Annotated in this window: 25 protein-coding genes; 14 read left to right on the plus strand and 11 right to left on the minus strand. The window is 50.7% G+C overall.

Annotated elements, in window-relative coordinates; all coding sequences use genetic code 11:
• The first annotated feature begins 259 nt into the window (after positions 1-259).
• The 7 genes from DQX05_RS02780 (at position 260) to DQX05_RS02810 (ending at position 7,727) form a co-directional block, all read left to right on the plus strand.
• Positions 260-1,213 carry a hypothetical protein gene (locus tag DQX05_RS02780; protein ID WP_119790635.1) on the plus strand — a complete coding sequence of 318 codons (954 nt, stop codon included), beginning with the start codon at positions 260-262 and terminating at the stop codon, positions 1,211-1,213.
• Between the two features lie 254 nt (positions 1,214-1,467).
• On the plus strand, positions 1,468-2,172 hold the full coding sequence (locus DQX05_RS02785) for a response regulator transcription factor (protein ID WP_119790637.1): 705 nt from the start codon (positions 1,468-1,470) through the stop codon (positions 2,170-2,172).
• Entirely contained in the window at positions 2,169-3,626 is a 1,458-nt protein-coding gene (locus DQX05_RS02790) for a sensor histidine kinase (protein ID WP_119790638.1), read from the plus strand. The genes DQX05_RS02785 and DQX05_RS02790 overlap by 4 nt, the downstream gene beginning before the upstream one ends.
• 18 nt (positions 3,627-3,644) lie before the next feature.
• Entirely contained in the window at positions 3,645-4,709 is a 1,065-nt protein-coding gene (locus tag DQX05_RS02795) for an outer membrane lipoprotein-sorting protein (protein WP_259391756.1), read from the plus strand.
• A gap of 31 nt (positions 4,710-4,740) precedes the next feature.
• Positions 4,741-5,217, plus strand: coding sequence for a PH domain-containing protein (locus DQX05_RS02800; protein ID WP_119790642.1), 477 nt, complete (start codon positions 4,741-4,743; stop codon positions 5,215-5,217).
• The gene (locus tag DQX05_RS02805; RefSeq protein WP_119790644.1) at positions 5,210-6,676 is read left to right on the plus strand and encodes a PH domain-containing protein; all 1,467 of its coding nucleotides are present in this window, start codon (positions 5,210-5,212) and stop codon (positions 6,674-6,676) included. Before DQX05_RS02800 ends, DQX05_RS02805 begins: the two co-directional genes overlap by 8 nt.
• 679 nt (positions 6,677-7,355) lie before the next feature.
• Positions 7,356-7,727 carry an iron chaperone gene (locus DQX05_RS02810; protein WP_119790646.1) on the plus strand — a complete coding sequence of 124 codons (372 nt, stop codon included), beginning with the start codon at positions 7,356-7,358 and terminating at the stop codon, positions 7,725-7,727.
• Positions 7,728-7,808: 81 nt separating this feature from the next.
• Here the strand turns inward: DQX05_RS02810 and DQX05_RS02815 are convergent, their stop codons facing one another.
• From DQX05_RS02815 to DQX05_RS02840, 6 genes are all read right to left on the minus strand, one after another.
• Positions 7,809-8,711 carry an ABC transporter permease gene (locus DQX05_RS02815; protein ID WP_119790647.1) on the minus strand — a complete coding sequence of 301 codons (903 nt, stop codon included), beginning with the start codon at positions 8,709-8,711 and terminating at the stop codon, positions 7,809-7,811.
• A 12-nt stretch (positions 8,712-8,723) separates the two neighbouring features.
• Positions 8,724-9,728 (minus strand): ABC transporter permease, encoded by a 1,005-nt coding sequence (locus tag DQX05_RS02820; RefSeq protein ID WP_119790648.1) that lies wholly within the window; start codon positions 9,726-9,728, stop codon positions 8,724-8,726.
• 117 nt (positions 9,729-9,845) lie between these two features.
• Positions 9,846-11,441, minus strand: coding sequence for an ABC transporter substrate-binding protein (locus DQX05_RS02825; protein ID WP_119790650.1), 1,596 nt, complete (start codon positions 11,439-11,441; stop codon positions 9,846-9,848).
• 29 nt (positions 11,442-11,470) lie between these two features.
• Positions 11,471-12,460 (minus strand): ABC transporter ATP-binding protein, encoded by a 990-nt coding sequence (locus tag DQX05_RS02830; protein ID WP_119790652.1) that lies wholly within the window; start codon positions 12,458-12,460, stop codon positions 11,471-11,473.
• Positions 12,435-13,445 carry an ABC transporter ATP-binding protein gene (locus DQX05_RS02835; RefSeq protein ID WP_119790654.1) on the minus strand — a complete coding sequence of 337 codons (1,011 nt, stop codon included), beginning with the start codon at positions 13,443-13,445 and terminating at the stop codon, positions 12,435-12,437. The genes DQX05_RS02830 and DQX05_RS02835 overlap by 26 nt, the downstream gene beginning before the upstream one ends.
• Positions 13,446-14,130: 685 nt before the next feature.
• Positions 14,131-15,297 (minus strand): MFS transporter, encoded by a 1,167-nt coding sequence (locus DQX05_RS02840; protein ID WP_119790656.1) that lies wholly within the window; start codon positions 15,295-15,297, stop codon positions 14,131-14,133.
• 446 nt (positions 15,298-15,743) lie between these two features.
• On the opposite strand from DQX05_RS02840, the gene DQX05_RS02845 reads away from it, so the two are divergent.
• Positions 15,744-15,929, plus strand: coding sequence for a hypothetical protein (locus DQX05_RS02845; RefSeq protein ID WP_182914591.1), 186 nt, complete (start codon positions 15,744-15,746; stop codon positions 15,927-15,929).
• A gap of 102 nt (positions 15,930-16,031) precedes the next feature.
• Here the strand turns inward: DQX05_RS02845 and DQX05_RS02850 are convergent, their stop codons facing one another.
• On the minus strand, positions 16,032-16,838 hold the full coding sequence (locus DQX05_RS02850) for a hypothetical protein (RefSeq protein ID WP_119790658.1): 807 nt from the start codon (positions 16,836-16,838) through the stop codon (positions 16,032-16,034).
• Positions 16,839-17,112: 274 nt separating this feature from the next.
• Here DQX05_RS02850 and DQX05_RS02855 point away from each other — a divergent pair, with 274 nt between their 5' ends.
• Together DQX05_RS02855 and DQX05_RS02860 are read left to right on the plus strand one after the other, a co-directional pair.
• A complete protein-coding gene (locus DQX05_RS02855) occupies positions 17,113-18,099 on the plus strand; it encodes an ABC transporter substrate-binding protein (protein WP_119790660.1) in 987 nt (328 codons plus the stop codon).
• Positions 18,100-18,149: 50 nt separating this feature from the next.
• On the plus strand, positions 18,150-19,871 hold the full coding sequence (locus DQX05_RS02860; RefSeq protein WP_259391746.1) for an ABC transporter ATP-binding protein: 1,722 nt from the start codon (positions 18,150-18,152) through the stop codon (positions 19,869-19,871).
• A 121-nt stretch (positions 19,872-19,992) separates the two neighbouring features.
• Here the strand turns inward: DQX05_RS02860 and DQX05_RS02865 are convergent, their stop codons facing one another.
• Positions 19,993-20,700: a transglutaminase-like domain-containing protein gene (locus tag DQX05_RS02865; RefSeq protein ID WP_119790664.1), complete on the minus strand. Its 708-nt coding sequence runs from the start codon at positions 20,698-20,700 to the stop codon at positions 19,993-19,995.
• Positions 20,660-21,520: a helix-turn-helix domain-containing protein gene (locus DQX05_RS02870; protein ID WP_119790666.1), complete on the minus strand. Its 861-nt coding sequence runs from the start codon at positions 21,518-21,520 to the stop codon at positions 20,660-20,662. The genes DQX05_RS02865 and DQX05_RS02870 overlap by 41 nt, the downstream gene beginning before the upstream one ends.
• A gap of 292 nt (positions 21,521-21,812) precedes the next feature.
• Here DQX05_RS02870 and DQX05_RS02875 point away from each other — a divergent pair, with 292 nt between their 5' ends.
• Genes DQX05_RS02875 through DQX05_RS02885 form a run of 3 tightly spaced genes read left to right on the plus strand, consistent with a single transcriptional unit; the run spans position 21,813 to position 24,113 of the window.
• Positions 21,813-22,643 (plus strand): amino acid ABC transporter substrate-binding protein, encoded by an 831-nt coding sequence (locus DQX05_RS02875; RefSeq protein WP_119790668.1) that lies wholly within the window; start codon positions 21,813-21,815, stop codon positions 22,641-22,643.
• Positions 22,644-22,657: 14 nt separating this feature from the next.
• Positions 22,658-23,323 carry an amino acid ABC transporter permease gene (locus DQX05_RS02880; protein ID WP_119790670.1) on the plus strand — a complete coding sequence of 222 codons (666 nt, stop codon included), beginning with the start codon at positions 22,658-22,660 and terminating at the stop codon, positions 23,321-23,323.
• Between the two features lie 10 nt (positions 23,324-23,333).
• On the plus strand, positions 23,334-24,113 hold the full coding sequence (locus DQX05_RS02885; RefSeq protein WP_119790672.1) for an amino acid ABC transporter ATP-binding protein: 780 nt from the start codon (positions 23,334-23,336) through the stop codon (positions 24,111-24,113).
• 33 nt (positions 24,114-24,146) lie between these two features.
• Here DQX05_RS02885 and DQX05_RS02890 read toward each other — a convergent pair whose 3' ends face one another.
• Together DQX05_RS02890 and DQX05_RS31625 are read right to left on the minus strand one after the other, a co-directional pair.
• Complete coding sequence (locus tag DQX05_RS02890) at positions 24,147-24,317, minus strand: hypothetical protein (RefSeq protein WP_182914592.1); 171 nt, start codon at positions 24,315-24,317, stop codon at positions 24,147-24,149.
• A gap of 188 nt (positions 24,318-24,505) precedes the next feature.
• The gene (locus DQX05_RS31625) at positions 24,506-24,715 is read right to left on the minus strand and encodes a hypothetical protein (protein ID WP_259391747.1); all 210 of its coding nucleotides are present in this window, start codon (positions 24,713-24,715) and stop codon (positions 24,506-24,508) included.
• A 55-nt stretch (positions 24,716-24,770) separates the two neighbouring features.
• On the opposite strand from DQX05_RS31625, the gene DQX05_RS02895 reads away from it, so the two are divergent.
• Positions 24,771-26,231, plus strand: a complete 1,461-nt coding sequence (locus DQX05_RS02895) for an ABC transporter substrate-binding protein (protein ID WP_259391748.1) — start codon at positions 24,771-24,773, stop codon at positions 26,229-26,231.
• The last annotated feature ends 77 nt before the right edge of the window (positions 26,232-26,308 follow it).

Genomic DNA, 26,308 nt, shown 5'->3' on the forward strand with positions numbered 1-26,308 from the left:
TCTTGTCCGGTTGTACGTACAAGCAGTGTATCATCGCGGAGCGGGTTCGGCAGTTACATTTGTCTCCATGCTGGCGGCCATAGTATCGAAACATAATATAACAATCCTTATTTCATATTGGAAGTAAATTCATGTTATCGTGAAATTATGTTCACAGGTAAAAATATGAATAATGGAGAGGAGCAGGAAATTCATCATTGCCTGGGGGCATAGGTAAGCAGTTATTACAATAGTAAATTCAACATTGGGAGATGATTTGATGAAAGCCAAAATAAAACTTCTAACCGCAATGATGATGTTAAGTGTTTCCTTTCTACTGCCGGCAGCAAACATTGCCAGCGCGAATGCGGATGCGGTGAACGTAAATAACCAAATCCGATCGTCCAACTACCAGGCGGTGCAGGTTGTGAATATCGAACAATCGGCAAGAAAAGTAATTCCTAATTATGTCCGCTGGATTCATAACGGGCTGCATCCGAGCGTCAGAGTAGATGTGCTTGACGTGAAACTAATCAATGTGGAAGAACAAGGCATTGTTCCGGACTTTAAGGTTGAATTGGATCTGGTGCAAAGAGGGCCGGAGAAATTGGTCCAAACATTACAGCATGATGCCTTTAATCCTAGCTCTGACAAAGAACTGACGGTATCGCATAATTTTACGCATACCGTGTCCAACGCTTCCACGCTGACGAAATCGATTACTCATAGCCATAAAGCCGGCGCTAAAGCTACTTTCAAAGTAAAAACAAGCTTTTTCGGGAATGAAGCAGAGGTTGGCGGTGAACTGTCGTATGAATATACGAATTCAAATCAAAGCGGGACGTCCGATGCCAAGACGGTAACTTTCTCCACCAACTCCTCCGCATCGGCAAAATTGCCGCCAATGTCGAAGGGGACGTTGATTTCCCATGTGTATTCATCCCCCGCTACTTATAAAATAAAGAGCCAAAGCTACTTTACGGGAGATGTCGAATTCTCTTACATTTTATCCAACGATGCTCCGGGAGCAGTCCGGACGTTAAAGGTTCCGCTGCATGATTTATTTTACAGAGGAGATGAAAGCAACGAGGTTGCGTTCAAAGATAATTTGTGGGCCCGTTCGGTATGGGATGATGTCACGGGCAAACAGACCAAAGCATTGATTTTTGAAGGTCTTTCTTTCTTGACATTAGACGAACAATACCGAACCGAGACCTACTTGAAAGATATTTAAGCGGTTTTCATGTTAAGTTGAATAATATATCTTCAGCGCGCAATGGCCGCCCGGCGAAGAGTCCGGGCGGCCATTGGCGTTCCGGCGGATACGTCCTGCTGCGGAAGTTGGCGGATCAGGAATGAAATCCAAGCTTGCGCATCCAATACGGAGAGCGTTTGCGGTATGATTATAAAGAATGTTTTAAAATGAGAGGGACGTTCATGCCAGAGCGCTATACTTAAGATAAAGCAAGAAGGCAAGGAGAGATGGATATGTCAGGGCACGTGCTGCTTGTTGAAGATGATAGAGAGATTGCGCGCATTGTTCAGGATCATTTGCGCAGACAAGGCTATAAAGTAACGTGGTCCTCCACCGGAGCGGAAGGCTGGGAGGATTACCATACCGGCTCGTTCGATCTGATCCTGGTCGATCTGATGCTGCCAGAGATGGACGGCTATACGCTGTGCCGCAATATCCGCCTCAGCAGCAATGTGCCGCTGCTCATCATTAGCGCCCGTCAGGAGGACGAGAGCAAGGTGCGGGGATTGGAGCTGGGAGCGGATGATTATATTACGAAGCCGTTCAGCTTGTCCGAGCTATCGGCCCGCATCAGCTCGCATCTGCGGCGGTTCCGCCGCTACTCGAATGAAGAGGAGCTGCCCCGTCTCAAAAAGTATGAGGGCGGTCTCATCATCGACGAGGATCGCCAGCTCGTCACGCTGGAAGAGGAGCCGATTCCGCTGACGGCGAAGGAATGGGCGTTGCTGCAGCTGCTGGCTCAGCATCCGCAGCGCGCCTTTTCCAAGAAGGAATTGTACGAGCAGGTATGGCATCAGGTCAATATCGAGGGCAACAACACGGTATCGGTTCACGTCAAGAGCCTCCGTACCAAGCTGGGCGAGGATATTCGCGAACCGCGGTATATCCAGACGGTCTGGGGAACCGGATACCGCTTCATCGGTGAATTCATGCCATGAAGATCAAGCATTGGCTTATGCTGTGCTTCCTCGTCGTCATGCTGCTTCCGGTCTTGGCTGGATATGTGTTCTATCAGTCCATCCATACGTATGATGAACGCCAAGAGCTGAAGGAATATATCGAAATGACCGGCCGCCTGGCCGAGATCGAGCCGCTGCTGCAGGATGTGTCGCTGTACCGGGTGCAGCCGGACGAACGGTTCGCCGCGCTGCAGCGGGAGGCGAGCGACTCGCTCAAGATTACGCTCTACCGGGTAGACGGCGTCACCGTATTTTCGTCGATGGCCGACAGTCTGACCCCGAAGCTGTACCGGGTTCGGCCTGCGGTGCTGTATGAGCATTTGTACGAGATGCGCAAATCCCACCGGGCCTACACGCTCAAAAAACCGGTATTCGATCAGGAGAAGCTGGCCGGCTTCTATGAGATTACGATGGTCCGCGATCAATGGCTGGAGGCATTCCAGAACCGGACGCTAATCGTGGCCGGCGGCTGGGTGCTGTTCTTCCTCCTGCTGTACGCGGCGGCGATCTTCGCTATCCACCGCAAGCTGATTCGTCCGATGCAGGGGCTCATGAGACAGATGGCCGCCTTCGCGAACGGCGAGGCCGCGCCGAATCCGGTTCATCGAGCGAAGGATGAGGTGGGAGAGCTTATCGGCCGATTCCATGAGATGCGCGCCCAGATTGAGTGCGCCCGCGAGCATCTTGCGGCAGAACAGCGGGAGCGAGAGTATATGGTGGCCGCGCTGTCGCATGATTTGAAGACGCCGCTGACCTCGCTTCGTGCCTATGCCGAGGCCTTGCAGCAGGAAGGGGATCTGTCGGAGGAGGAGAAAAGCGACTATTATGCCGTTCTCTTCGACAAGATTGCGCATATGCGTCGCATGCTGGACAATCTGACGATGTATACGGCGCTGAAATCGTCAGAGAAGCTGGAAGAGCGGTTCGAGGTCGACGGGGATGAGCTGTTCGAGATGCTCTTCTCCGGATATGACGGACTGTGCGCTCAGCGCCGCATCCGGCTTGCGGTCGACTCCGCGGTCTCGGGCTCTTGCTATATGAACGCCCAGCAAATGATCCGGCTGGTCGATAATCTGATGAGCAATGCCATCCGCTATACGGGTAGCGGACGCTCGATCTGGCTTGGAGCCTATTCGGCGTCTCAGCCGCTGCCGGACTGGATCTTCCCGACGATCATGGACGAGGTGCAGGCATGGCGAGGGGAGCGCCTGATTCTGCTCGTGCAGAATCAAGGGGCGGCCATTCCGGCCGATCAGTTGGAACGGCTGTTCACTCCTTTCTATCAGCCGGATTCGTCGCGGACGAAGGCGCATGCCGGCAGCTCGGGGTTGGGCCTGAGCATTGCGAAGATGATCGTAGAGAAGCATGACGGGGACATTCGGATATGGTCAGAGGCCTCGTTCGGCACGCTTGTAGCCTGCCGGTTCCGATAATGAGGAGGTTCCGTGTTGATGATAATTCGCATCGGATTATGCATATTGCTCGTTACCAGCTTCCTGATAAGCGGGTGTCAGAACAATCTGGGGTTCAACCTGTCGGGGGAGCAGATTGTGGACAAGGTGCTGGAGAGCGGGAAGGAATCGTTCTCTTATTATGGGGAGAGCCTGAGCATCACCTATGAGAACGGGAAGGTAAAAGACAGCTACCTGATGAAGGAATGGCTTGATGGCGAGAGCGATCGGATGCGCCTCGAGGTGACATCGGTGAAGGATAGCACGGTTACGGTGAACGACGGGCGTCAGTTCATCGTATGGGATCAGACGGGGGGCGAGGCCTTCCGCATGTCGGTGCGGGGGGACAGCCCGCCGCTGACGCAGCGCGAGCAGATGAAGCAGATGCTGGAGAAGCTGCAAGCCACGCATGATTTCGAGACGGTGGGCGAGGAGAAGGTCGGCAAGTGGAACACGATTCATTTCAAGGCTATCGCGCGAAAGAAGGATGATCTTTTCCAGCGGATGGAGCTATGGATTGATCCGAAGACGTGGATGATGCTGAAAACTGTGTTCGAAAGCGGACCGGTTCGTTCAGAGTCAATTTATACGAAGCTGGATATGTCTCCGAACTTCGACGAGGATACGTTCAAGCTGGATATCCCGGAAGGCATCCCCGTACTCGATCTGGATCCGTCGATGGAGACGAGGAATGTAACGCTCGCGGAGGCGGAGGCGGCGCTTGGCAGCAATATCCTGCAGTGTCGGGCGGACGGCGTGAAGCTGATGGAAATCAATATGTATGACTTACAAGAAGACTTCAATCGGTCTGAGTTCTCCTTGAATTATTGGAAGGACGATAAGCCGTATCTGACGCTCGGTGTCTCCACGGCACCCCCGGAAGGATCGGGCATGGAAGCGGAGTACGGGATGGAGAAGGTCGAGGTTCGCGGGCAGACGGGGCTATACGACGACTCCCTCCATACGATCTGGTGGAATGAGGATGGCCTGCAGTACACCTTAATGCCGGAGATGGACTCCATGACGAAGGAACAGATGCTGTCGATTGCCGGGCAGCTCCGATGATAGATGACAGGTTGGGACAAGGAGGAGGATTATGAACGAAGCATCGACCAGACGGCTCCATCCGGACTTCATGAAGGTGGCCCGCATTCGCGCATGCGTGGCCCATCTTGTTCTCTTCGCGATGGTCGTCGCGTATGCCATCGTGGCTCATAGTCAGGGGTGGGTGAAGTATCCGGGCTGGGTTGCATTCGTTCTGTTTTTGGCGACGGGCGTATGGTATATTTTCCTCTCGCCCGTGTTGACTTACCGTTATTTTAGCTATGATGTGCGTGAAGAGGAAGTGGAGATTCATTCGGGGATCTTTTTCCGCAAATATGTGCTCGTGCCGATGACCCGCGTGCAGCATGTCGAGAAGGCAAGCGGCCCGGTGCTGCGGAAATTCGGGCTGGCCCAGATCTCGATCGTGACCGCGGCCACGACCCATGAGATCCAGGGGTTGAAAGCGGCCGATGCCGAAGTGCTGAAGCAGCGTATCGCTGTTCTCGCCAGGGTGGAAGACGATGAATAAGGAGCAGGAGTATCGCCTTCATCCGCTGTTCATTGTGTTCTCGTTGGTTCAGACGCTGAGGAATTTATGGCCGCTGCTGCTGATCCTGTTCTTCAAAGGAACTCAGCATCCGGAGCGTTATCTTGTCATTGGAGGGGCCGCCTTGCTGCTGTTCCTCGCGGCGGACATCATCAAGTGGCGCCGATTCAGATATCAGGTGGAAGCGGACAAGCTTCTCATCCGTCAAGGGCTGTTCTTCCGCGATGAGAAGACGATCTATTACAGCCGGATTCATTCGGTGCAGGTGGAGCAGCCCTTGCTGCAGCGCCTCTTCGGCATGGCGCAGTTGAAGATCGAGGCGCCGGGCGGAAGCGGCGAGTCGGACGGCGTCCTCCCTGCGCTGTCGGAGGAGAGGGCGGAGGAGCTGCGCAGTCTGCTTATGAAGCGCAGCCAAGGGCGCGAGTTGCCGGAGGAAGCTGCGGCGGACGGCAGCGGCGCCGGGTATCGGACGGAGGCGGCTCCCGCAAGGCCCCTTCCCCTCGTCCGCATATCGGCAGCTCAACTGTTCGTCGGGGCGCTCAGCACGATGAATCCCGGGCTGGTGCTGGCGTTCTTCGCCGGGCTGCTCTCGTTCGCCGATGATATTGTGAAGCTGCTTGTACCGAAGCGAATCTCGGATCAACTGCTGCATGCCATCGAATCGAGCGTATCCGGACCGGTATCGCTTATGCTGATGGGCGCCGGGGCGCTGCTTGGCGCCTGGCTTCTGTCCTCCCTGCTCTATATTATCAAATATTACGGGTTCACGGCAGAGGAGCGGGACGGAAGCATCGTCGTCACATACGGGCTGTTCGAGAAAAAAATGAGTGCCATCAAGCCGGAACGCGTCCAGGCGATCGTCGTGAAGGAGGGCCTGCTCCGGCAGGCGCTGGGCTATGCCGAGATCGAGGTTCGCGTCGTCTCGTCGGACATGAAGGAATCGCTGATGCTGCATCCGTACGTCCCGGTCGGCGACATCCCGGAGCTGCTGTCGCGCTGCCTGCCGGGCTTCGTGCTCGGCTCGGTGCAGCATGGCGCGCCACGGCGGGCCTGGTGGTATTATATCCGCTTCCGCCTGCTGTTCCTCGCGCTTGCCTTCATTGGCGCATACTGGTTCCTGGGAGCCTACGCCTATTGGGTGCTGGCGCTGCTGCCTCCGCTGCTGCTCACCGGCTGGCTGGGCTTCCGCGACGCCGGAGTCGGGCTGCGGGATCGGCAGTTCATTGTGCGGAACCGGATCATTGCGCGCAAGACCTGCTATGTGCTGCGCCCGCAAATTGTCGCCTTGCAGATGGGGCGGACGTATTTTCAGGAGACCAAGCGTCTGATGTCGCTTAAGGCTCATCTGCTGAACGGCAATGATTTCTCGGTTGCCTGCCTGGATGAACAGGATGTGCAAGAGATATGGACGTGGTATCAGCGCAGCAAGAGAATAAGTTAGGAGGGCGGTGCGCCGCTCTTAAGAGACCGGGCGGTTCAAGGGTGGGCCCGGTCTTTTTGCTGTGGGGAAGCGCTTGTCTGTTCGGGTCGCGGTCATGTTATGCTAGGGGGAATCAGGCCTTATGTCCTAACGAATGGGCGCTTCTTGTGACCAGAAAATAGGATTCCTGCTCGTGGAACCGCAGCCGGATAGCGATTGATGAATAACGGGGCGCACGAGGAAGTGAAGGGGCACGGAGGACGAGTGGGAATATTTATGCGGAGGCAGATCGCGAACGCTGTTCCGCTGGGGCAATTCGTTCGATTTCAACATGCGCGTGCGCCATTTTGAGCAGGATGACGATAGGGAATGAGGATATGATCTGGAGCAGCAGAACGGATTTGGCCTCGTTATCGCCCATGACCCATTGTTGTTATGCGGCAAGCATTATATTGTATAACGCGTCGCAGCAAGTGCTGATGCTCCAAAGATCGGATAATGGATGCTGGTGCTTCCCGGGCGGGGCCATGGAACTTGGCGCTCAACCTCATAAGCAGTCCTGACGCTAACTCGACTAAAAAATACATGGTTGGAAATAGATATTGTGTAAGAACGTGTCTTAGCGATCCTGCGATGAGTTTTAACGACGATTGAGGTTGAGGAACTTCTCTGAACGACATCATTTTTAGGAGGGAGCAACATGGAAGTTTTTGCAGAATACTTAGCGCATATTGATAACCCGCAGCATCGGGCCCGGACGGAAGAGGTTTTGGCTTGGGTAACTAAGCAATTTCCAAATTTAATGCCAAAAATTGCGTGGAATCAGCCTATGTTTACCGATCACGGCACATTTATTATTGGCTTTAGCGTAGCCAAACATCATTTGGCTGTTGCCCCTGAAAGGGCAGGGATTAATCATTTTTCTGATGAAATTGTGCAGGCGGGCTATGATCACACCAAGCAGTTGGTACGTATCCCGTGGGATGGTCCGGTTGATTACTCATTACTTCAGAAAATGATTGAGTTTAATATGTTGGATAAGGCAGACTGTTCAACTTTTTGGCGGAAATAATATGAAAACATGAACAAAAAAGTTCAAAAGCCAGCCTTGTTTTGGCTGACTCGCTGTTAGGCTGTCTTGGTTCTGTAGCAATTAGCTTTTCATTTTCGGATCAAGCGCATCCCGCAGTCCGTCTCCCATTAAATTAAACCCAAGGACAGTCAACATGATGGACAACCCCGGGAATAATACGGTCCATGGGGCTTGAAGAATGTAGTTGCGGGATTCAGCCAGCATGGTCCCCCACTCGGATGCTGGAGCCTGCGCGCCCAATCCTAGAAATCCCAATGCCGCACATTCAATGATAGCCGTCGCAATGGCCAGCGTGCCCTGCACAATGATAGGGGCCAGACTGTTCGGAAGAATGTGATGAAAGATGACTCTGCCGTCTTTCATTCCAATGGCTTTCGCAGCCGCAATATATTCCTCTTCCTTGATAGCCAGCACTCGGGAACGGACTAACCGGCCAAAGGTCGGCACATTGATAATGGCAATAGCAATCAATGCATTGCGTAAGGATGGTCCTAATGTCGCCACAATAGCAATCGCTAGTAAAATACTTGGGAAAGCCAGCAATATCTCGAAGAGTCTAGAGATAATCATATCCAGCCATCTTCCGTAATATCCTGCTATCAAGCCGAGAACCGAGCCCACAATGATGGACCCCGCCACAGAGATGAAGCCCACCCATAAAGACAGCCGGGCGCCATAAATAATCCTGCTCAGTATATCCCGTCCGTATTCGTCCGTGCCGAACCAGTGCTCTGACGATGGAGCCAAATGCTTGTCCGGCAATTTTTGAGAATCATAGGAATAGGGGGCCAGTAAATCCGCAAAAATAGCCAAGAAAAGAAAAAAGATGACGATGCCCAATCCGGCAAGGGCGACTTTATTTCTCCGAAAACTTCTCCACCCATCCTTCCATGGCGAGATGGAGGGTTCTTCGTTCACAGGCGGAGCCGCGATCGGCGGGGGATTGCTGACGAGTTGTGCCATGACATTTCCCTCCTATTTATACTTAATTCTCGGATCGATGGCTGCATACAACAAATCGACGAGCAGATTAATCATAATAAAGATGAACGCAATGACTAGAATTCCAGACTGAATTACCGGGTAATCGCGGTAATTAATCGCATTGTAAATATAGGTGCCAATTCCCGGCCATCCGAATATGGTCTCCGTTAAGATTGCCCCTCCGAACAGCATGCCAGTCTGCAGACCGATGACCGTCACAACGGGGATTAACGCGTTTTTCAAGGAATGCTTATACACAACCCAGAACATTCTCATCCCTTTTGCACGGACGGTGCGGATAAAATCGGAGCGCATCACCTCAAGCATGGAGGATCTTGTCATGCGGGCGATAATCGCCATTGGAATCGTGGCTAATGCAATACCAGGCAAGATTAAGTGACGGATCACCTCGATAAATTGATCAAATCTTCGATGTAACAACGAATCAATTAAATATAAATTCGTGATCGCCTCGACGGGATCCCGTATATTGTCACGCCCGGTCGTCGGCAATAGATCCCACTTCAGCGCGACGATGTATTGTTCCATCAAGCCAAGCCAGAAAATAGGCATCGATACGCCGATAAGCGCGATAATCATGGCAATATAATCGAACCATGAATTTTGGAACCAAGCTGAAATAATCCCGGCATTTACGCCGATAATAATCGCAATAATCATAGCAATGATGGCAAGTTCAATCGTTGCTGCTAGATAGGGCCAAATTTCCTCTGCGACCGGAGTTCTCGTTTTTAAAGAAACACCCAAATTTCCTGTAAATAATCCGCCTAAATAATCGAAAAATTGGATGTACCATGGCTGATCTAATCCTAATTCCTTGGTAAGTGCCGCTACAGCATCCTTTGTCGCCTGCTGGCCGAGAATCAGCTGTGCCGGGTTGCCTGGAATGGCTCGAATCATCATGAACACGATAAACGCCATTCCGAGAAGCACCGGAATTAAGGCTCCCAGCCGTTTCATTGTGAATGATAACAAATCTGTTCACCTCTTTTTCAAGCTGCTTGTAAAAAGGGAGGAGCATGATCCCGCCATACTCCTCATTGTCCATGCTATGATCAGAATGCGCCCAATCCGGGCATCCCTCATTGCCGATTATTTGATCGATACGTTAGTAAAGGCTTGAGATCCCGTTGGATGCGGGAAAAATCCTTGAATTTCTTTAATCCCTGCAAGCTGAGGTTTAGAGTGAGCCAGAGGAACCCAAGGCGCTTCCTCATGGATAATTTCCTGCGCTTTTTTGTACAGCTCATTACGTTTGTCTTCATCCGGGTTGGATTGCGCTTCGATCAGGATATCATGCAATTCGTCATTGCTGTAACGCGAGTAGTTGTTCGATCCGATATTGTCTTTATCCAATAATGTGTATATGAAGTTATCAGCATCTCCATTATCCCCGGTCCAGCCAAGCATAAATGTAGGAGCTTCTCCAGCTTGAACCTTCTCTAAGTAAGTCCCCCAGTCAAACGTTACGATATTTGCTTTAATGTTGACTTCCTTCAGAGATGCTTGAATCGCTACGGCTACTTTTTGGCCATCTGGCATATAAGGTCTCGCAACTGGCATTGCCCACAGGTCCATTTCAAAGCCGTTTTCCAATCCGGCCGCTTTTAATAATGCTTTTGCTTTCTCCACGCTATATTCATAGTCGACGATGCCGTCATTATAACCGCTGACAGATGGCGGCATCGGGTTTTTGGCAGGTTCTGCTGTTCCTTCGTAAAAGTTAGTAATCAAAGCTTCTTTGTTAATGAGATGGCTGATTGCCTGACGGACTTCTTTTTTATCAAAAGGGGCCATTTCTGTATTAAAACCAAAGTAGCCTACGTTCATCGACGGTCTTTCAAATATTTGTAATTTACTGTTTCCTTTTACTTGACCCAGATCACTAGGGTTTAGGCCATCCATCAAATCAAGCTCGCCTTTCATCAAGGCATTAAGCCGGGCTGAGTTATCAGCAATGACTTTGAACTTTACGCCGTCCAACTTAGGAAGGCCGGCTTGCCAGTAATCTTCATTCTTAACCAACTCGATCGTGTCATTTGCTTTCCATGATTTGAATTTGAACGGACCTGTTCCAACCGGGTTTTTCGTGAAATCATCCCCATATTCCTGTAGGGCATTAGGGCTGGCAATCGCAAACATGCTCATGGCTAAGTTTTTCAAAAATGGGGCTTGCGGACGATTCAATGTGAACACAACGGTATGCTCGTCTTCCGCTTGTACCTCTTTAATGACATGACCGGGATCTCCTTCAAATCCGCCAAACATGGAAGAATAGTAGGCGAATTTTGCCTCGTCCTTACTTTGGGCCCAACGTTGGAAGTTGGTTACGACAGCTTCCGCGTTGAAGTCTGTTCCATCGTGAAATTTTACGCCTTTCCGCAGGTGAAACGTATACGTCAAGCCATCCTCAGTAACTTCCCACTTTTCAGCAAGGCCGGGTTCGATCTCCGTATTTTCTGTTTTATACTTTACAAGTGTTTCATAAATTTGCTGGGTAACAATAAATGTTTCACCTTCTGTGGTGATGGCCGGATCAAGCGCCGTGGAATCTGCTCCTCTTCCATAGATAAGTGTTCCGCCGCTTTCCGACTCATTGCCATTACTTTGTGTCCCGTTGTTGCATCCAGCGAGCACAACAGACAGGATCAGCATACAAGTTACTATTAGCCAACCAAATTTCTTCATAATATCCCCCCCCATTAGTGTAATCGTTTTTAATTTATGTCTACGCGGACTTGTTCGTATAAGTGACAAGCCACGTAATGACCTGGTTCACTTGCACTTAGCTGCGGGCGGGCAGCTGAACACGGTTCAAATGCCTTCGGACATCGGGTATGAAATGGACATCCCGTTGGCGGGTTAACCGGACTTGGCACATCACCCTCCAGAATAATTCTGTCCCTCCGGCAAGTAACATCCGCAATGGGAACGGCTGATAATAACGCTTGTGTATAGGGATGAAGCGGCTTATCGTATAAATTTTCCGTATCCGATATTTCTACCAGCTGACCCAAGTACATCACGCCTACCCGATCGCTGATATGGCGAACAACGCCTAAGTCATGCGCGATGAACAGATAGGTGAGCTCATATTCTTGCTGCAGATCCTGAAGAAGATTCAGTACTTGCGACTGGATCGATACGTCCAGAGCGGATACAGGCTCATCGGCGATAATAAGCTTCGGGTGGATAGCAAGCGCCCTTGCTATGCCGATTCGCTGCCGTTGTCCGCCGCTGAACTGGTGGGGGTAACGGGACGCGTGGTAGCTGTTTAGGCCAACCACTTCCAATAACTCTCTTACTTTTCGTTTACGTTCCGACCTGTCCCTTACGCCATGCACAATAAGCGGTTCCTCAAGGATTTTGCCAATCGTATGACGAGGGTTTAAGGAGGCAAAGGGATCCTGAAAGACCATTTGCATGTTCCTGCGCATCTTCCTAAGTTCATTGCCGGACAGCTTCGTAATATCCTGTCCTTCGAAATAAATGCTTCCTTCGCTCGGTTCAAGAAGTCTGAGCAGCATTCTCCCCGTTGTGGACTTCCCGCAGCCGCTCTCTCCGACAAGCCCGAGAGTTTCCCCCTTGTTGATGTGAAAGGATATACCATCCACGGCTTTCACCGCGCCTACTGTTTTCCCCAGAGGGCCTCCTTTTATCGGAAAATGCATTTTCAAGTGTTCAACCTGAACTAATGGCTGAGTCATGGCTGTCTGCTCCTTTCCCGTCTTCGTATAACCAACAACTCACCTTTTGTCCATTGTCGAAGCTCTGTAATGAGGGTTCTTCACTCCCGCATCGTTCCGATGCATGTGTGCAGCGCGGCGCAAAGGAACAGCCTTGTCTGTGAGATCCCGGCTTTGGAACCTGACCCGGGATCGAATAAAGTCTTTCCTTTTTCACTCGCATGTCTGGAACAGATTGGATTAGTCCGATGGTGTACGGATGCTTGGGGTGTTGAAAAATCGTTCGGACATCGCCTTCTTCCACAATCTTGCCGGCATACATTACGATCATTCGCTGGCACATTTCCGCCACAACGCCTAAATCATGCGTAATCATCATAATCGCCGTCTTTGTTTCTTGATTTAGTTTCTTCATCAGCTCGAGGATTTGGGCTTGAATCGTCACATCCAACGCGGTAGTCGGTTCATCTGCGATAAGCAGTTCAGGCTCACACATCATGGCCATAGCGATCATGACTCTCTGCCTCATACCGCCGGAGAGCTGATGCGGATATTCATTGATTAAGGCTTCGGCTCTGCCGAGTCCTACCTGCTTCATCATTTCTATCGCTCGCGCCTTAGCTCGTTTTTTATCTGCTTTGTTATGAATTCTCAGCGATTCGGTTAATTGCTCTCCGATTGTAAATAAAGGGTTCAGGCTGGTCATTGGTTCCTGGAAGATCATCGCGATTTGATTACCGCGGATTTTCCGCATCTTCGCTTCCGATAATAGGGGGAGTTTTTCTCCTTTAAAATGAACATCTCCGCTCACTTTTCCAGTCATTGCAGGGATAAGTCCCATAATCGATAAGGACGTTAGACTCTTCCCGCATCCGGACTCTCCGACAATCCCCAATACCTCACCGGGATGAATATGAAAACTAACCGAATGGACAACGGGAACGACACCGTCATCCGTCTGGAAGCTTATACTTAACTTCTTCGCTTCAATAATTGGAGATACCAAGCATTCTCCTCCTTCTATTTCGTTTTTACATAATATGTATAAAAAGCTAAGCTAACTTTAATAATTACCAGATCATGGATCTTTAACTAAATTCAGCGCTGCCAATCTTGAAAGTTGAAGGAAGTGAATCATGAAGAATACGCGGGAGCGCCTTAGCAGACAAGGATGTTCCACTCAAGGCGAGATTCCAAGCATGATGTAACATTCTTTGGGGTTCGTTGAAGTAGGTCGAAGTAATTTGGTTTAAACTTGTAATCATATGATTAATAGTAATTATTGCATTTTCCTGAAAGATTGACAATCTTTATTTTTGGGTATTTTCAAGTTAGACAAAGCCTTGTCTGAAATGCCAATGAACTGAACCGTGACTTGTGGCAGGAAGGCTAGTCATGCCTTCACTTCTACAGGTACAATCTTAGGTTCTGTTCATTTTATTGGTTATCGTATTACGCTCGTGTTTTTATTAGAACTGGCTGAATTCCTCCTGTGCTTGCCCCATCACCTTCACCGCAAGCCCTGCTCCTTGGAGCAGACGATCAATCACAAACGTAGAACGGATTATGCAGCGTGCTCAGCTACAATGCCGTGTGTGCGTATCACAGGCCTACCACAAAGCCATAAAAAAAAGGCATTATCATGAGCATGTCCCCCATGGGAACGCCCCCTGATAATGCCCCACGAAAATCTAAACCTTTTTAGAGCGATTGATTTCTTTTAAATAATCTTTATACACTAAAATAGCAACAATAATAAAACTAATACTAACAACCCGAAAGATCATATCTAAGCTTATCCATTTGGCAAAAATCCCCAATACAAATGCACTAATTCCAACACCAACGTCAAAACTGGAGAAAAAAGTGGCATTGGCTGCTCCAGTTTGCTCTTTTCTTACCTTTTGAACGGCCCATGTTTGTAAAGATGGCATAATCGTACCATAACCTGCACCGAATAAAACCGCAGCAATAATAAGATGAAGAGCATTTGTTGCATAAGACAAAATAATCAATGATAAAAATCCTACAAAAGCGGATATCATGATTATGGACCAAGGTCCTCTTTTGTCATACCATTTTCCAGTAAACGGACGTAATATAGTTGATACGATTGCATTGATTAGAAAGAACAGAAAAATATGATCTAATCCTTTTTGTTTTCCGAAAAGAACTAAGAAGGTAATAATGGCGCCAAAACTAAATGTTGTTATTACTGCTAGTAATGCTGGGAACCACACCTCTTTTTCAAAAAACATAGTAGAAAATTGAAATGGTTGTTTTTCAACCTTCACAGGAACAGGAAAATGTGTAAGTTGAAGTGAAATGACCGCCAGTAGGCTGAGTATTACCGATGACCAAATTAATATCTCGAAGGAAAAAGTATCATAAATAAAGAGACCTACACTCGGGGCAATGATAGCTCCGACCGTTGTGGATATAGAGAAATAACCCACACCTTCTCCTAACCTTGTTTTCGGAATTAGATCAACGGCTATTGTACTATTTGCAGTTGTTGATACACCCCATGCTGCACCATGAAAAATTCTTAACAATAAAAATAGCCATACGATATTTAGAAAAGGGTAAACAAGTGTAATAAGCATTAAAGCCATAGTTGCTCCGACTGCCAAGCTTTTCCGTTGGTTATCAATTAAATAGTATCCTACAAAAGGTCTAATTAGGACAGCACCTAAAGTAAATAACGAGGTCACTAAACCTACTTGGATAGTAGATGCATTCATACTGATCAAATAGGCTGGCAATATAGGGAGTAACATTTCAAACCCTATGAACACTAAAAAGTTACTGATAAATAAAAACAGAAAAGATTTATGGAATATTTTTTGATTTTTCATATTAATTCCTCGCTTCTAAATTATTTTTTAACTTAGAAGCGGTTGGAACACTGACACATTTTTCAATTGCCTAAGTTTTTTAGTCAATTGACTCACCTCTCTAGACCATACATTAAACTACGACATGTATAATATTGTAACAAATTATTATAAACAATAAAGTATTAAGTTTCAATAACTAAATATTTCCATCACAGATTTGCATATTAACACGATTGACGACGCGGAGGCGCTGTCCGGATTGAATCAAGCCTTTAACGGCGGGGAGCGGCGGCCTGTGGGGTAAAGAATATAAAGATATTAACCGGCAGCGATAACGATCCCGCCATTAAAATCTATGAACGCTGTGGCTATGTTAAGGATGATGAACTTCTCTTGCAAAAGAGTTGTAAGCGGGTGATGGGGGAGTGGAAACATGACAGAGCGTACATCATGCAGGGATGATTTTGTCATTATCAGAAATCTATCACACCGATAGGGAGAGAGGGCAGGAATTTGAAGAGGCGCAGGCAACCTATCAAATCATGTATGAAACGTATCAACGGCTTGAATATGAATTGGTGATACCCAAATTGCCGGTTGAAGAGAGGATGGAGTTTGTTCTGGAGCATGCTGCTTCGTTACAAGGATAGCCTCAGCTGTCGTTGAACCTACAATCATGCCAACCTTCTTTGCAGAGACAAGGGGAGTTCATTCGATGCTCTGAATCTCCCCTTTTTATTAAACGCATTATTTCATGGAAACCGCACATACAGATTGCCAAGCGGAGTATCCCTATGCTGATAAACCTTTATATATTCATCTTCATGGGCTACTTGATAGGCAGAATGGTTATCCATGTGAAAGGGTACAACATATACAAACTGTTCTTTGGATATCGTTGCCCCCCGAGTCTGGTATGGAATCATGCTGAATGTTCCATAGAGGGGAACGGGTCCGCTGGATTTTCCTTGCCAACCGAACCCTTTTCCTTCAAAGAAAGGCGTTGGTTCGATATTGCCTTGAAACGATGCGTAATCTTCTAAATAGGCAAGTCTGCCATAGGCTCCTAAAAAAGCATAGGGCAGGTGGGTCAACGTGTCAGGCAACGGGCGCGACCACTCAAAGGAACCAATCAGTCGCGCTTCTGTAGGATAGGTTTGCCCGCTGTTATCTTCGATGATCAGATATAATGAAAGCCGATACAGCTCGTTCATTTTCTCTTTTGACAACGAATGAAATCGCTCTTTATCGATGGGGGCTAGTTGATTATGTTTTTCATCATATGAAAAATAAAACTGTTTCCCTGTCGCCCTGGCCGATTGAATATCTAAAGAAGCCCATTCCTTCCTCAAGAAGGGGCTTGCCTCTTCAAAACTATGGTAAGGATCAAAGGGGGAGGTAAGCTGCTCCTCTTCGATCACATACTGAAATTGATTTTGATAGGATAATATGAATTCATCCTTCGCGACATGTTCTTCTTCCATCCTCGGAGCCCGATTGCAGCTAGCCACCAAAATGACAGAGATAAGGAGCAAAGCAACAACAGGCAGGCGTTGCATCCTATCACCTCCTATCAGTTAAATAGATAATGTCCCTCTCCCCCATCCGGCCTTGCCTCGACATATCTTTTATCTATGTCAATATTCCCCTTTCTTCAATAAATTCCTTTTTCCTTTACGTCTTTACGTTATTTTTCATCGCATTTGATCCGTACAACCGCATTGCCATTCCGTGTACTGGTGGAAGCCGGGCGGGGGGAAGTAGTACGATGTTTCTATTGATAATCGTTCTCATTATCGAACGATAGAGATGAAGAAAAGGGGAAGAGGAAAGATGAGGATTATAGCACGTTTTGCGGTTTTACTTTGCGCCATGATGTGGGTTGTTGCCGGCTGCGGGAATAGCGTCTCGCAACAGGGGACGGCCCAGGAGCAGGCAGTACAACAGGTTGCGCAGGAGCCACAGCAGCCGGAAGCGGCGGATAGCGGTTCTACCGTTTCCTTTCCAAGAACCGTGGCGCATTTATCCGGCGAGACGGTGATTGATGCGAAGCCGATGAAGATTGCGACGCCATATATCGCGTTCGTCGATTATATGGCCGTGCTCGATGCGTATCCGGTTGCCGCGCACGGGGTGGATACGATCGAACGGAACTTCCCGAATCTGAGCCAGCGGATCGCGGGCAAAGATATCATCGATCTCGGGATGGAGGCAGATCTGGAGAGGCTGCTGGCGGTGCAGCCGGATCTGATTATCGCGGCGGATGATATGAAGGATCAGTATGAGCGATTATCGCAGATTGCGCCTACGGTCATTTTCCCGCAAGCGGATGATTGGAGGACGACGCTGAAGCAGATCGCGGAAGTCATTGGCGAAGAGGAGAAGGCCGAGCAGGTGCTGGCGGAATTCGATCGCAAAAGCGTGGAATACAAGGAGAAGCTGGCATTCCGAAGTGAGGAGTCGGTTCTGTTCACGATGTACAGCGGCAAGGAAATGTTCGTCATGTGGAATGACGGGCGATTCGATCCTTTTTATAAGGGACTGGGCTTGAAGCGTGTAGAGGGGGCGACGGCTAACGGGCAGATCTCGCTGGAAAGCTTGGCTGTGTTCAACCCGGATCATTTGTTCGTCATTAACAACTGGCAAAATCCGATCCAGGGAGGCGTGAAGGAGGCGTTGAAGGACAGCAAGGTATGGAACAGCATGGATGCGGTGAAGAACAACCGGGTCTATGAATTGGCCGATCCGTCCTTGCCCGGGCCGATGGCGCTTGCGAAGATCGACGGCATTGAAGAGATTATGAAGGCACTGGGCAAGTAACTTCCAGCCAGCCTTTGTTCGGGTGGCAAAAGAGAAAGGGGATGTTTCTCATGGCGGCGGCACCATTGCCTTTTCTGCTGCGGCTTGTCCGCAAACAGCGCGTGAAACTGCTCACATCCTGCATCTGTTCCGCAGCGAGCGCCGTATTCGGGCTCATTCCGTACGTGCTTGTGTTCCGAATTGCGGAACAATTGTTGGAGCCGTCGATCGATTGGGCTCCTGGGCGGCAGTTCATTCTGCTGGCCCTCGTCTCGATTCTGCTTCGGTTCGCGCTGATGGCGGCTTCGACGATGCTGGCGCATGCCGCGGCGTTCCATGTGCTGTATGACCTGCGCGTGCGCTTGATCGAGAAGCTCGGCAAGCTGCCGTTGGGCTTCTTCAGCGAGCAGCATTCCGGGCGCGTCAAAAAAGTAGCAGCCGACGATGTCGAGCGGATCGAGGCCTTCATCGCGCATCATCTGCCGGACTTGACCGCTTCAATCGTGGCGCCGCTGTTGACGGCGGCATACTTGTTCATCGTCGATTGGCGCCTGGCGCTTGCCGCGCTGCTTCCGATTCCGGCCGCTTATGCGGTACAGGGAATGATGCTGATGCGAGGGAAGCGTTCGACCGATATGAAGCGCATGCATGATCTGTCCGAGGCGATGAACGGGGCGATCGTGGAGTTCATTCATGCGATGCCGGTCATTAAATCGTTCAATCAGACGGTGCATTCATTCGCCCGTTACCGCCATTCGGTGGAGAGCTATGCGGCCCTGTGGTCGCAGATCGCACGCCGCAAGACGCCATTATATACGTTATTCCTCCTTCTGCTGGAATCGGGCTTGCTGTTCATCATGCTGCTGGGCGTCTGGATGTACGGACAGCAGATGATCCCGCTTCCCGTATTGGTGCTGTTCCTGCTGCTTGGTGTCGGGCTGACTGCTCCGCTTCGCCAGATTTCCACGCTCGGGCATATGATGCAGAACAATGTGGAGGGCGTAAGACGCATTCAACAGCTTCTGGAGGGAAAGGAGCAGGCCGAGGGACTGGCGGCGGCGCTGCCCCTGCCCGAACGGTTCGATATCGCGTTCCGGCAAGTGCGCTTCGGTTATGAGGAACGCCAGGTGCTGAGAGGCATTGACTTCGTGGCCGAGCACGGGAAGGTGACGGCGCTCGTCGGGCCTTCCGGCGCAGGCAAATCAACGATTGCCGGCTTAATCTCGCGCTATTGGGATGTCACCGAGGGGGCCGTCAAGATCGGCGGCGTCGATGTCAGGGATATGCGCAGCGAGGAATTGCTGGCGTCCATCAGCATGGTGCAGCAGCAGCCCTATCTGTTCAACGAGACGATCGCCGACAATATTCGGATGGGCAGGCCGGCTGCGACGGACGCAGAAGTGGTGGAAGCAGCGCAAGCGGCGCACTGCCACGAGTTTATTATGAAGCTGCCGCTCGGCTACGGCACGATCGCCGGCGAGGGCGGGGCGATGCTGAAGGATGCGCCCATCATTATTCTCGACGAAGCGACGGCCTCGCTCGATCCGGAGAACGAGGTGCATCTGCAGCGTGCCATCACCAAGCTGACACATCGCAAGACGGTGCTCGTCATCGCCCATCGCCTGAAGACGATACGCGGGGCCGATTCGATCATCGTCGTGGAGCAGAGGCGGATTGCAGAGACGGGTACGCATGACGAGCTGCTGGCGCAGGGCGGGCTGTATCATCGGTTGTGGCAGGAGCAGCAAAAAATCGGGGGCTGGAAGATCGGCGGCGGCCATCGCCCAGCCTGACTTGAAGCGCCGGGAAGGACCTGCTGCGGGGAAGAATCGAATTCGATTCACCGGGCAGGCCTTTGTTCGTCGTCAGCTCTAACCGCAGCGATGGGACAACCCGCTGGCCCGCCATGGTCTGCTATCGTGTTCCGTTGCGGAGGGAATCCACCTGACTGTTCACCCGCTTGCGTAATAGATTCAGCAGTATCCTTTTGAGAGGACCCTTCGTATTGTTGTACTTGGAAAAGAACTCATCCGGATGATCGTAATATCCCAAATCTTCGGTAATGGAAAAGCTCTGAATATACGTGCTGTCCCCGCGCCAGCAGAGGTTGATCTGTTCTCGGTTCTTGACGGCTACCCCGTATCCGATATACCCTCCATTCGAACTGCACAGCTTATCCTTGACCTGACTCAGATACGGATCGTCGATAATGACCCCCTCAAGAGCCAGCCACTTGTTATCGTAATACACTTCGGTCCAGGCATGAACGATCTTTTGCGGCGCGAAAAAGTAAACCACTCCGGTCAGCGCGCCTTTTTGCATGCGCTTATCGATATAGAACCCATGAATGCGGCAGGGAATGCCGGCTTTACGCAGGAGGGCCATAAGAAGAATGCTTTTCGTATTGCATTGCCCGCGGCCGTCCCGCAGCACTTCAGAAGCGGGAATATCGTCGCTCCGGTTGTAGCCGAATGGGATCTCGTTGCGAACGAACTCATAGATTTCTCGAATTGTGTCGTAGTCGGAGAGTTGGGCCCATTGGCGTTCTTCCACCAGCTTGCGTATGGAAGGATGGTTGTAATCAACTAGGTTCGTTACCTGCAAATATGGAATGCGCTCCATGCTCATCACCCTTTCTAGCTTGACTATAAGGGAGATGGAGCGAATTGACTTTCATATATCTGCTATTCTGCACGATGGCGCGCGGGGCCATGCCGAGCTTGTCCCGCACCGTGCGGGTAAAATGAGAAGAACTGCTGAACCCCGCCTCCAGGGCCGCATCCGTCATCGTATGGCCGCTAAAAATATAGTGAAACGCGGTCTCCATTTTTTGAAGAAGAATGTAGCTGGATAAGGAGATGCCGACCTCTTCCTTGAAAAGGTGAGACAACCGGCTTTCCGATAAATAAACGCGTTCACTGAGCCGCTTGACGGTCAAGCGATGCAAGGGCGACTGCTCGATGCAGCTTAGAACGTCCATGATGCGATTGTCCAGCGTATGCTCCATGCCGGATTCATGCAGTCCCAGTGCAACCTTGGTTCTGGCGAACGCCTTCATATATGCTTCGGGACAAGCAGATGCAAGCAAGGACCCCATAGCGATAGATCGCAATTGATTCACCGTGTGCGGGTCGAGAACATAAGCGTCGTTCCTGTGCAAAAAGGCCCGCCTCAGCATTTCGCCGAAAAGCGATTCCGGATTGACCAGCAGATACCATTGCCACTCTTCGCCGCCATGCAGCTTATGTCTTGTATTCGATGGAACAATCACCCCGGAGACGTGCAAGGGTTGATTGTCGAACGTGATATCAAAATCATGTTCAAGCCCAATGGTTACTTGAATATAGTGATGGATATGATCCTTGGCATCGACCTTTTTGGTCAGAAAAGAAATATGATCCTCACACGAGAATAGGATAAAGTCGTATGAAGTCCGTATCATGGAAATGGTATGCCTCCCGCTCTATACATTGACCCGCTGCCCGTTGTCCTCCTCATCGTATGCCATGACATCCCGAAATGGCAAGCGGAACCGGCGACTGCGCCGCAATTGGAGCCTGAGCTAAGGACTCTCCAGCCCGGAACGGGGCAATTTGATTATAAAACATAGTTAGTAGATGGGAATTATACGAAAAAAATATTGTATCCCTCCAAGAACCGTGATATCATCGGAACAATCATCGGTCTCATAAGATCGCAGCGAATGATATTTCACTTTTAGGGGGTTGTGCGCGATGAAGAGAAGAACAGTAACATTCCTGTTGCTTGCCCTTGCAGCCATGATGATGGCGGCTTGCGGCAGCCAGAGCGAGGGCGCGAAGACAGGGTCCGGACAAGGAGCGGCCGCATCGGCGGAAGCGGGCGGCCTGCTGGAAGAGATCAAGGCGAGCGGGAAGCTGCGCATCGGCACCGAGGGGGCGTATCCGCCGTTCACGTTCCATGACGGCAGTGGCAAGCTGACCGGGTTCGACGTCGAGATTGCGGAAGAGGTCGCGAAGCGCTTAGGGGTGACGCCAGAATTCAGCGAAGCGAAGTGGGACGGGATGTTCGCCGGGCTGGACGCGAAGCGGTTCGACATCGTCGTGAACCAGGTGGCCATCAACGATGATCGCAAGCAGAAATATGACTTTTCCGAGCCGTACAGCGTATCGAAAGCCGTACTGATCGTGCATGAAGATAATCAGGATGTGAAGGCTTTTGCGGATATTCAAGGCAAAAAAGCCGGACAAACGCTCACCTCCAACTTGACGGGGCTGGCGAGAGAGAACGGCGCCGACATCGTGCAGACAGATAGCTTCAACCAGGCGATCGAATTGCTTGTATCGAAGCGCATTGATGTGACGGTGAACGACGGCCTGTCCTTCCTCGATTTCAAAAAGCACCGTCCCGACGCCAAGGTGAAGGTCGTCGCGGAGCATGCGAATGCGTCCCGCAGCGGCATCCTGCTGCGCAAAGGCAATCCGGAACTGGTCGACGCGGTGAATAAGGCCTTGGCGGACATGCAGGCCGACGGCACGTATTTGAACATTTCCCAAAAATATTTTAATGCCGACATTTCGAAATAACCGGGTGGTTGCGTATGGATAAAAATATACAGCTATTTATCGATTCGTTATGGCCATTGCTTAAATCGGGGCTGTTGTTCGCGATTCCGCTGACGCTGATCTCGTTCGCGCTTGGTCTGGCGCTTGCCTTATTGACGGCTTTGGCCCGCTTGTCGAATATCCGGCCGCTCGTGTGGGCCGCCCGCTTCTATGTCTGGATCATTCGGGGGACGCCGCTGCTCGTGCAATTATTTATTATTTTCTACGGTCTGCCCAGCATGGGGATTACGATCGGCGCCTTCCCGGCCGCGGTGATCGGGTTCTCACTGAGCGTCGGCGCCTACAACTCAGAAGTGCTGCGAGCAGCCATCCAATCGATTCCGCAGGGACAATGGGAAGCGGCGGAATCGCTCAGCATGACGCGCAGCCAGATTTTGCGCCGGATTATTCTGCCGCAAGCGGCCAGGGTGTCGGTGCCGCCGCTGTCGAATTCGTTCATCAGCCTCGTGAAGGATACATCGCTGGCCGCGACCATTACGGTGACGGAGATGTTCCAGCGTGCCCAACAGATCGCGGCGGCCACCTACGAACATATGCTCATCTATTGCGAAGTGGCGCTTCTTTATTTATTGTTCAGCACGATTTTGTCCGTCCTGCAGGCAAAGACGGAAAAATATTTTGAACGCTACGCCGTTCGATAGGAGCAGGTACATGATAGACATAAGAGATGTACGCAAACATATCGGAGATGTGCCGATCTTGAAAGGGATTAGTCTGCATGTGAAAAAAGGGGAGACGGTCGTCATCATCGGCCCTTCGGGCTCCGGCAAGTCGACGCTGCTGCGCTGCTTGAATTTGCTGGAGCAGCCGACGAGCGGGTCGGTCCGCATTGGCGACGCCGAGCTCCATTTCCGTGAGGGGGCAGGGGTTGAGCGGGCGGCGCTGAAGAAGCTGCGCCTGCATACCGGGATGGTGTTCCAGGCGCATCATTTGTTCCCGCATATGACCGCGCTGCACAATGTGATGGAAGGTCCGGTTACGGTACGGCGGCGGGCGCAAGCGGAAGCGCAGGCCATCGCGCTCAAGCTGCTGGAGAAGGTCGGATTGGCCGACAAGGCGGAGGCGTATCCGTACCAGTTGTCGGGCGGGCAGCAGCAGCGTGTCGGCATCGCGAGGGCACTGGCATTAGAACCGGATGTGATGCTGTTCGATGAGCCCACATCGGCGCTTGATCCCGAGATCGTGGGCGAAGTGCTGGACGTGATGGCCGAGCTGAAGCAGGAGGGGATGACGATGGTCATCGTCACCCACGAGATGCAGTTCGCGCGCTCCATGGCCGACCGGGTTATTTTCCTGGATCAAGGGATTATCATCGAGGAAGGCCCGCCGGATCAACTGTTCGACCGTCCACTCCAGGAGCGGACGCGGCAATTTCTCCATCGTCTCCATTGGATGAAGGATATCCCGGCCGCAGCTTCCCAAGCGATATGAAGGCGATCCGCTACGATTCCAAATATCCAATACTTAATCCCAGCGGAACGGCCGGATGATGTTGTACAGCACATTGACGACGTCCCGTTCCGCCTGGGACAGCGGATACTGCTTGGCATAGCCATCGTAAAAATGCTTGAAGCACCGCTCCATTTGATCAATTATGCTGCTCATTGTTGACGGGTGGCCCGTCTTCCTGATCATATGCCGCCGTATCCCGGAAGGGCAAGCGCCAAAAAGCGAAGACGGTTGTCAAATACGAGCTTTAACTCCAACAAATCTGCAAGGCTATAAATAATTTTAATTATTTTACTACCCAATGGAAAGGGCTTGGTGTACAATGTTAGGAAAATATATCCTTCATACAAAATTCAAAAATTGAGAGAGGGGAATTATGTGGTAAAAAAGAAGTGGTTTTCATTCATGCTGCTTGTGGTGCTTTTGGGAACGCTGGTCTCAGCGTGCAGTGGTTCACCTTCATCGACGAATCCGCCCAATGGAGAACCAACACCGTCCGACACAGCCAAGACGGAACCAGCAGAAAATACGGCGCAAACACCGAAGGATGGAGGAACGATCACGATAAGTAATTTCTCCGACATCGTTACGGTGAATCCGCTATTTTACAGTGATACCGCTTCAGGAGATGCAGCCAACGTGATATTTGCCAGCCTGTACGATCTTGATCGTCAAGCGAATGTCATTGTAGAGCCATGGTCCCTCGCCGCAGAGCCTCCTCAGATTAGCGAAGATTCGAAGACCTACACCATCAAATTAAAGCCGGAAGCGAAGTGGAGCGACGGCCAGCCGATTACGGCGGATGATCTTATCTATACGATTGATACGATGCGCAACCCGAAAACCGGCTCCCCAGGAATCAGTCAATTCGAGCATGTCGACTCCATCACTACAATCGATACCCACACCGTCGAAATCAAGCTAAAGCAAGTATATGCCCCATTTCTCTACTCCCTTAGACTCATGCTTGTACCTCAACACATTCTGAAGGACGTTCCGGTCGAGGAACTGAAGCAGCACCCTTATGGCTCGGATCCAGCCCAGACCGTGACGAACGGTCCATGGAAATGGACAGAATGGAAGCAGAAGCAGTATTTGAGCTTCGAAGCCGACCCGAATTATTGGGGAGCAAAGAAACCACACATCCCTAAAGTCATCTACAAGATTTACGCGGACCAAAATACAGAAGTTCAAGCCCTTATCAAGGGCGATGTTGATACGGTAAACGCGATTCCTGTAACACAGCTTGCGGCTGTGCAAGCCCGCGATAATCTTCGCGTCGTGCTAGCGCCAGGGCCGTTGTATGAATACCTTGGCTTTAACTTTAACGGGATGAACTTCCCTAACAACGAGAGCTTCTTCACCGGTCAGAAGACGAGACAGGCGATCGCGCATGCGCTCAACCGTCAAGGCATGGTTGACAACATCCTGAAGGGCACCGGCCAATTGATGAATTCGCCATTTTTGCCAGGCTCCTGGGCAGACCCGGGAGAAGCTGCGGTCGTCTATAACTACGATCTGGAGCAAGCGAAGAAGCTGTTGGCGGAAGACGGATGGACAGCGGGCGGCGATGGCATTTTGACCAAGAACGGGCAGCGCTTCTCCTTCGAGCTTCAATACAATACAGGCAACAGCCGCCGCGAACAAGTTGCCAATGTCATCCAACAGAACTTGAAGGACGTCGGGATTGAAGTCCAGCCAAGAGGAATCGACTTCTCCGCATGGCAAGAACAGAACATTGAACCGGGCAAATTCCAGGCCATCTTGGCAGCATGGTCCTTGACCGATCCGGATCCGAACCAGGAAAGCATCTTATCTTCGGAATTCTTCCCGCCGAACCAAAACGGGGGCTGGTACAAGAACGAGAAGCTGGATGAACTGTGGGTAAAAGGGTACTCCGTCGTCGATCAGAACGAACGGAAGAAAGTATACGAAGAGGTTGGCAAAGAAATCACCACGGATCTCCCTTATGTATTCTTATACCAATACGGGACGCCTCAAGGTTTAGGCCCGAAGGTAAAATTCGCCGATGAAGACAAGCCGGAACCGGGGCTTGCTTACGGATATATGTACCGAATGATCAACTGGTGGATAGAGTAACGTAACTAGCGCATCAGAATTTTGTCTGAGAAGGGGGGGCTTGCCCCCTCTTCTTTATAGGTTGCTCATTTTTCGGC

Origin of the sequence: Paenibacillus thiaminolyticus (assembly GCF_003591545.1) — a bacterium.
Taxonomy (GTDB): Bacteria; Bacillota; Bacilli; order Paenibacillales; family Paenibacillaceae; genus Paenibacillus_B; species Paenibacillus_B thiaminolyticus_A.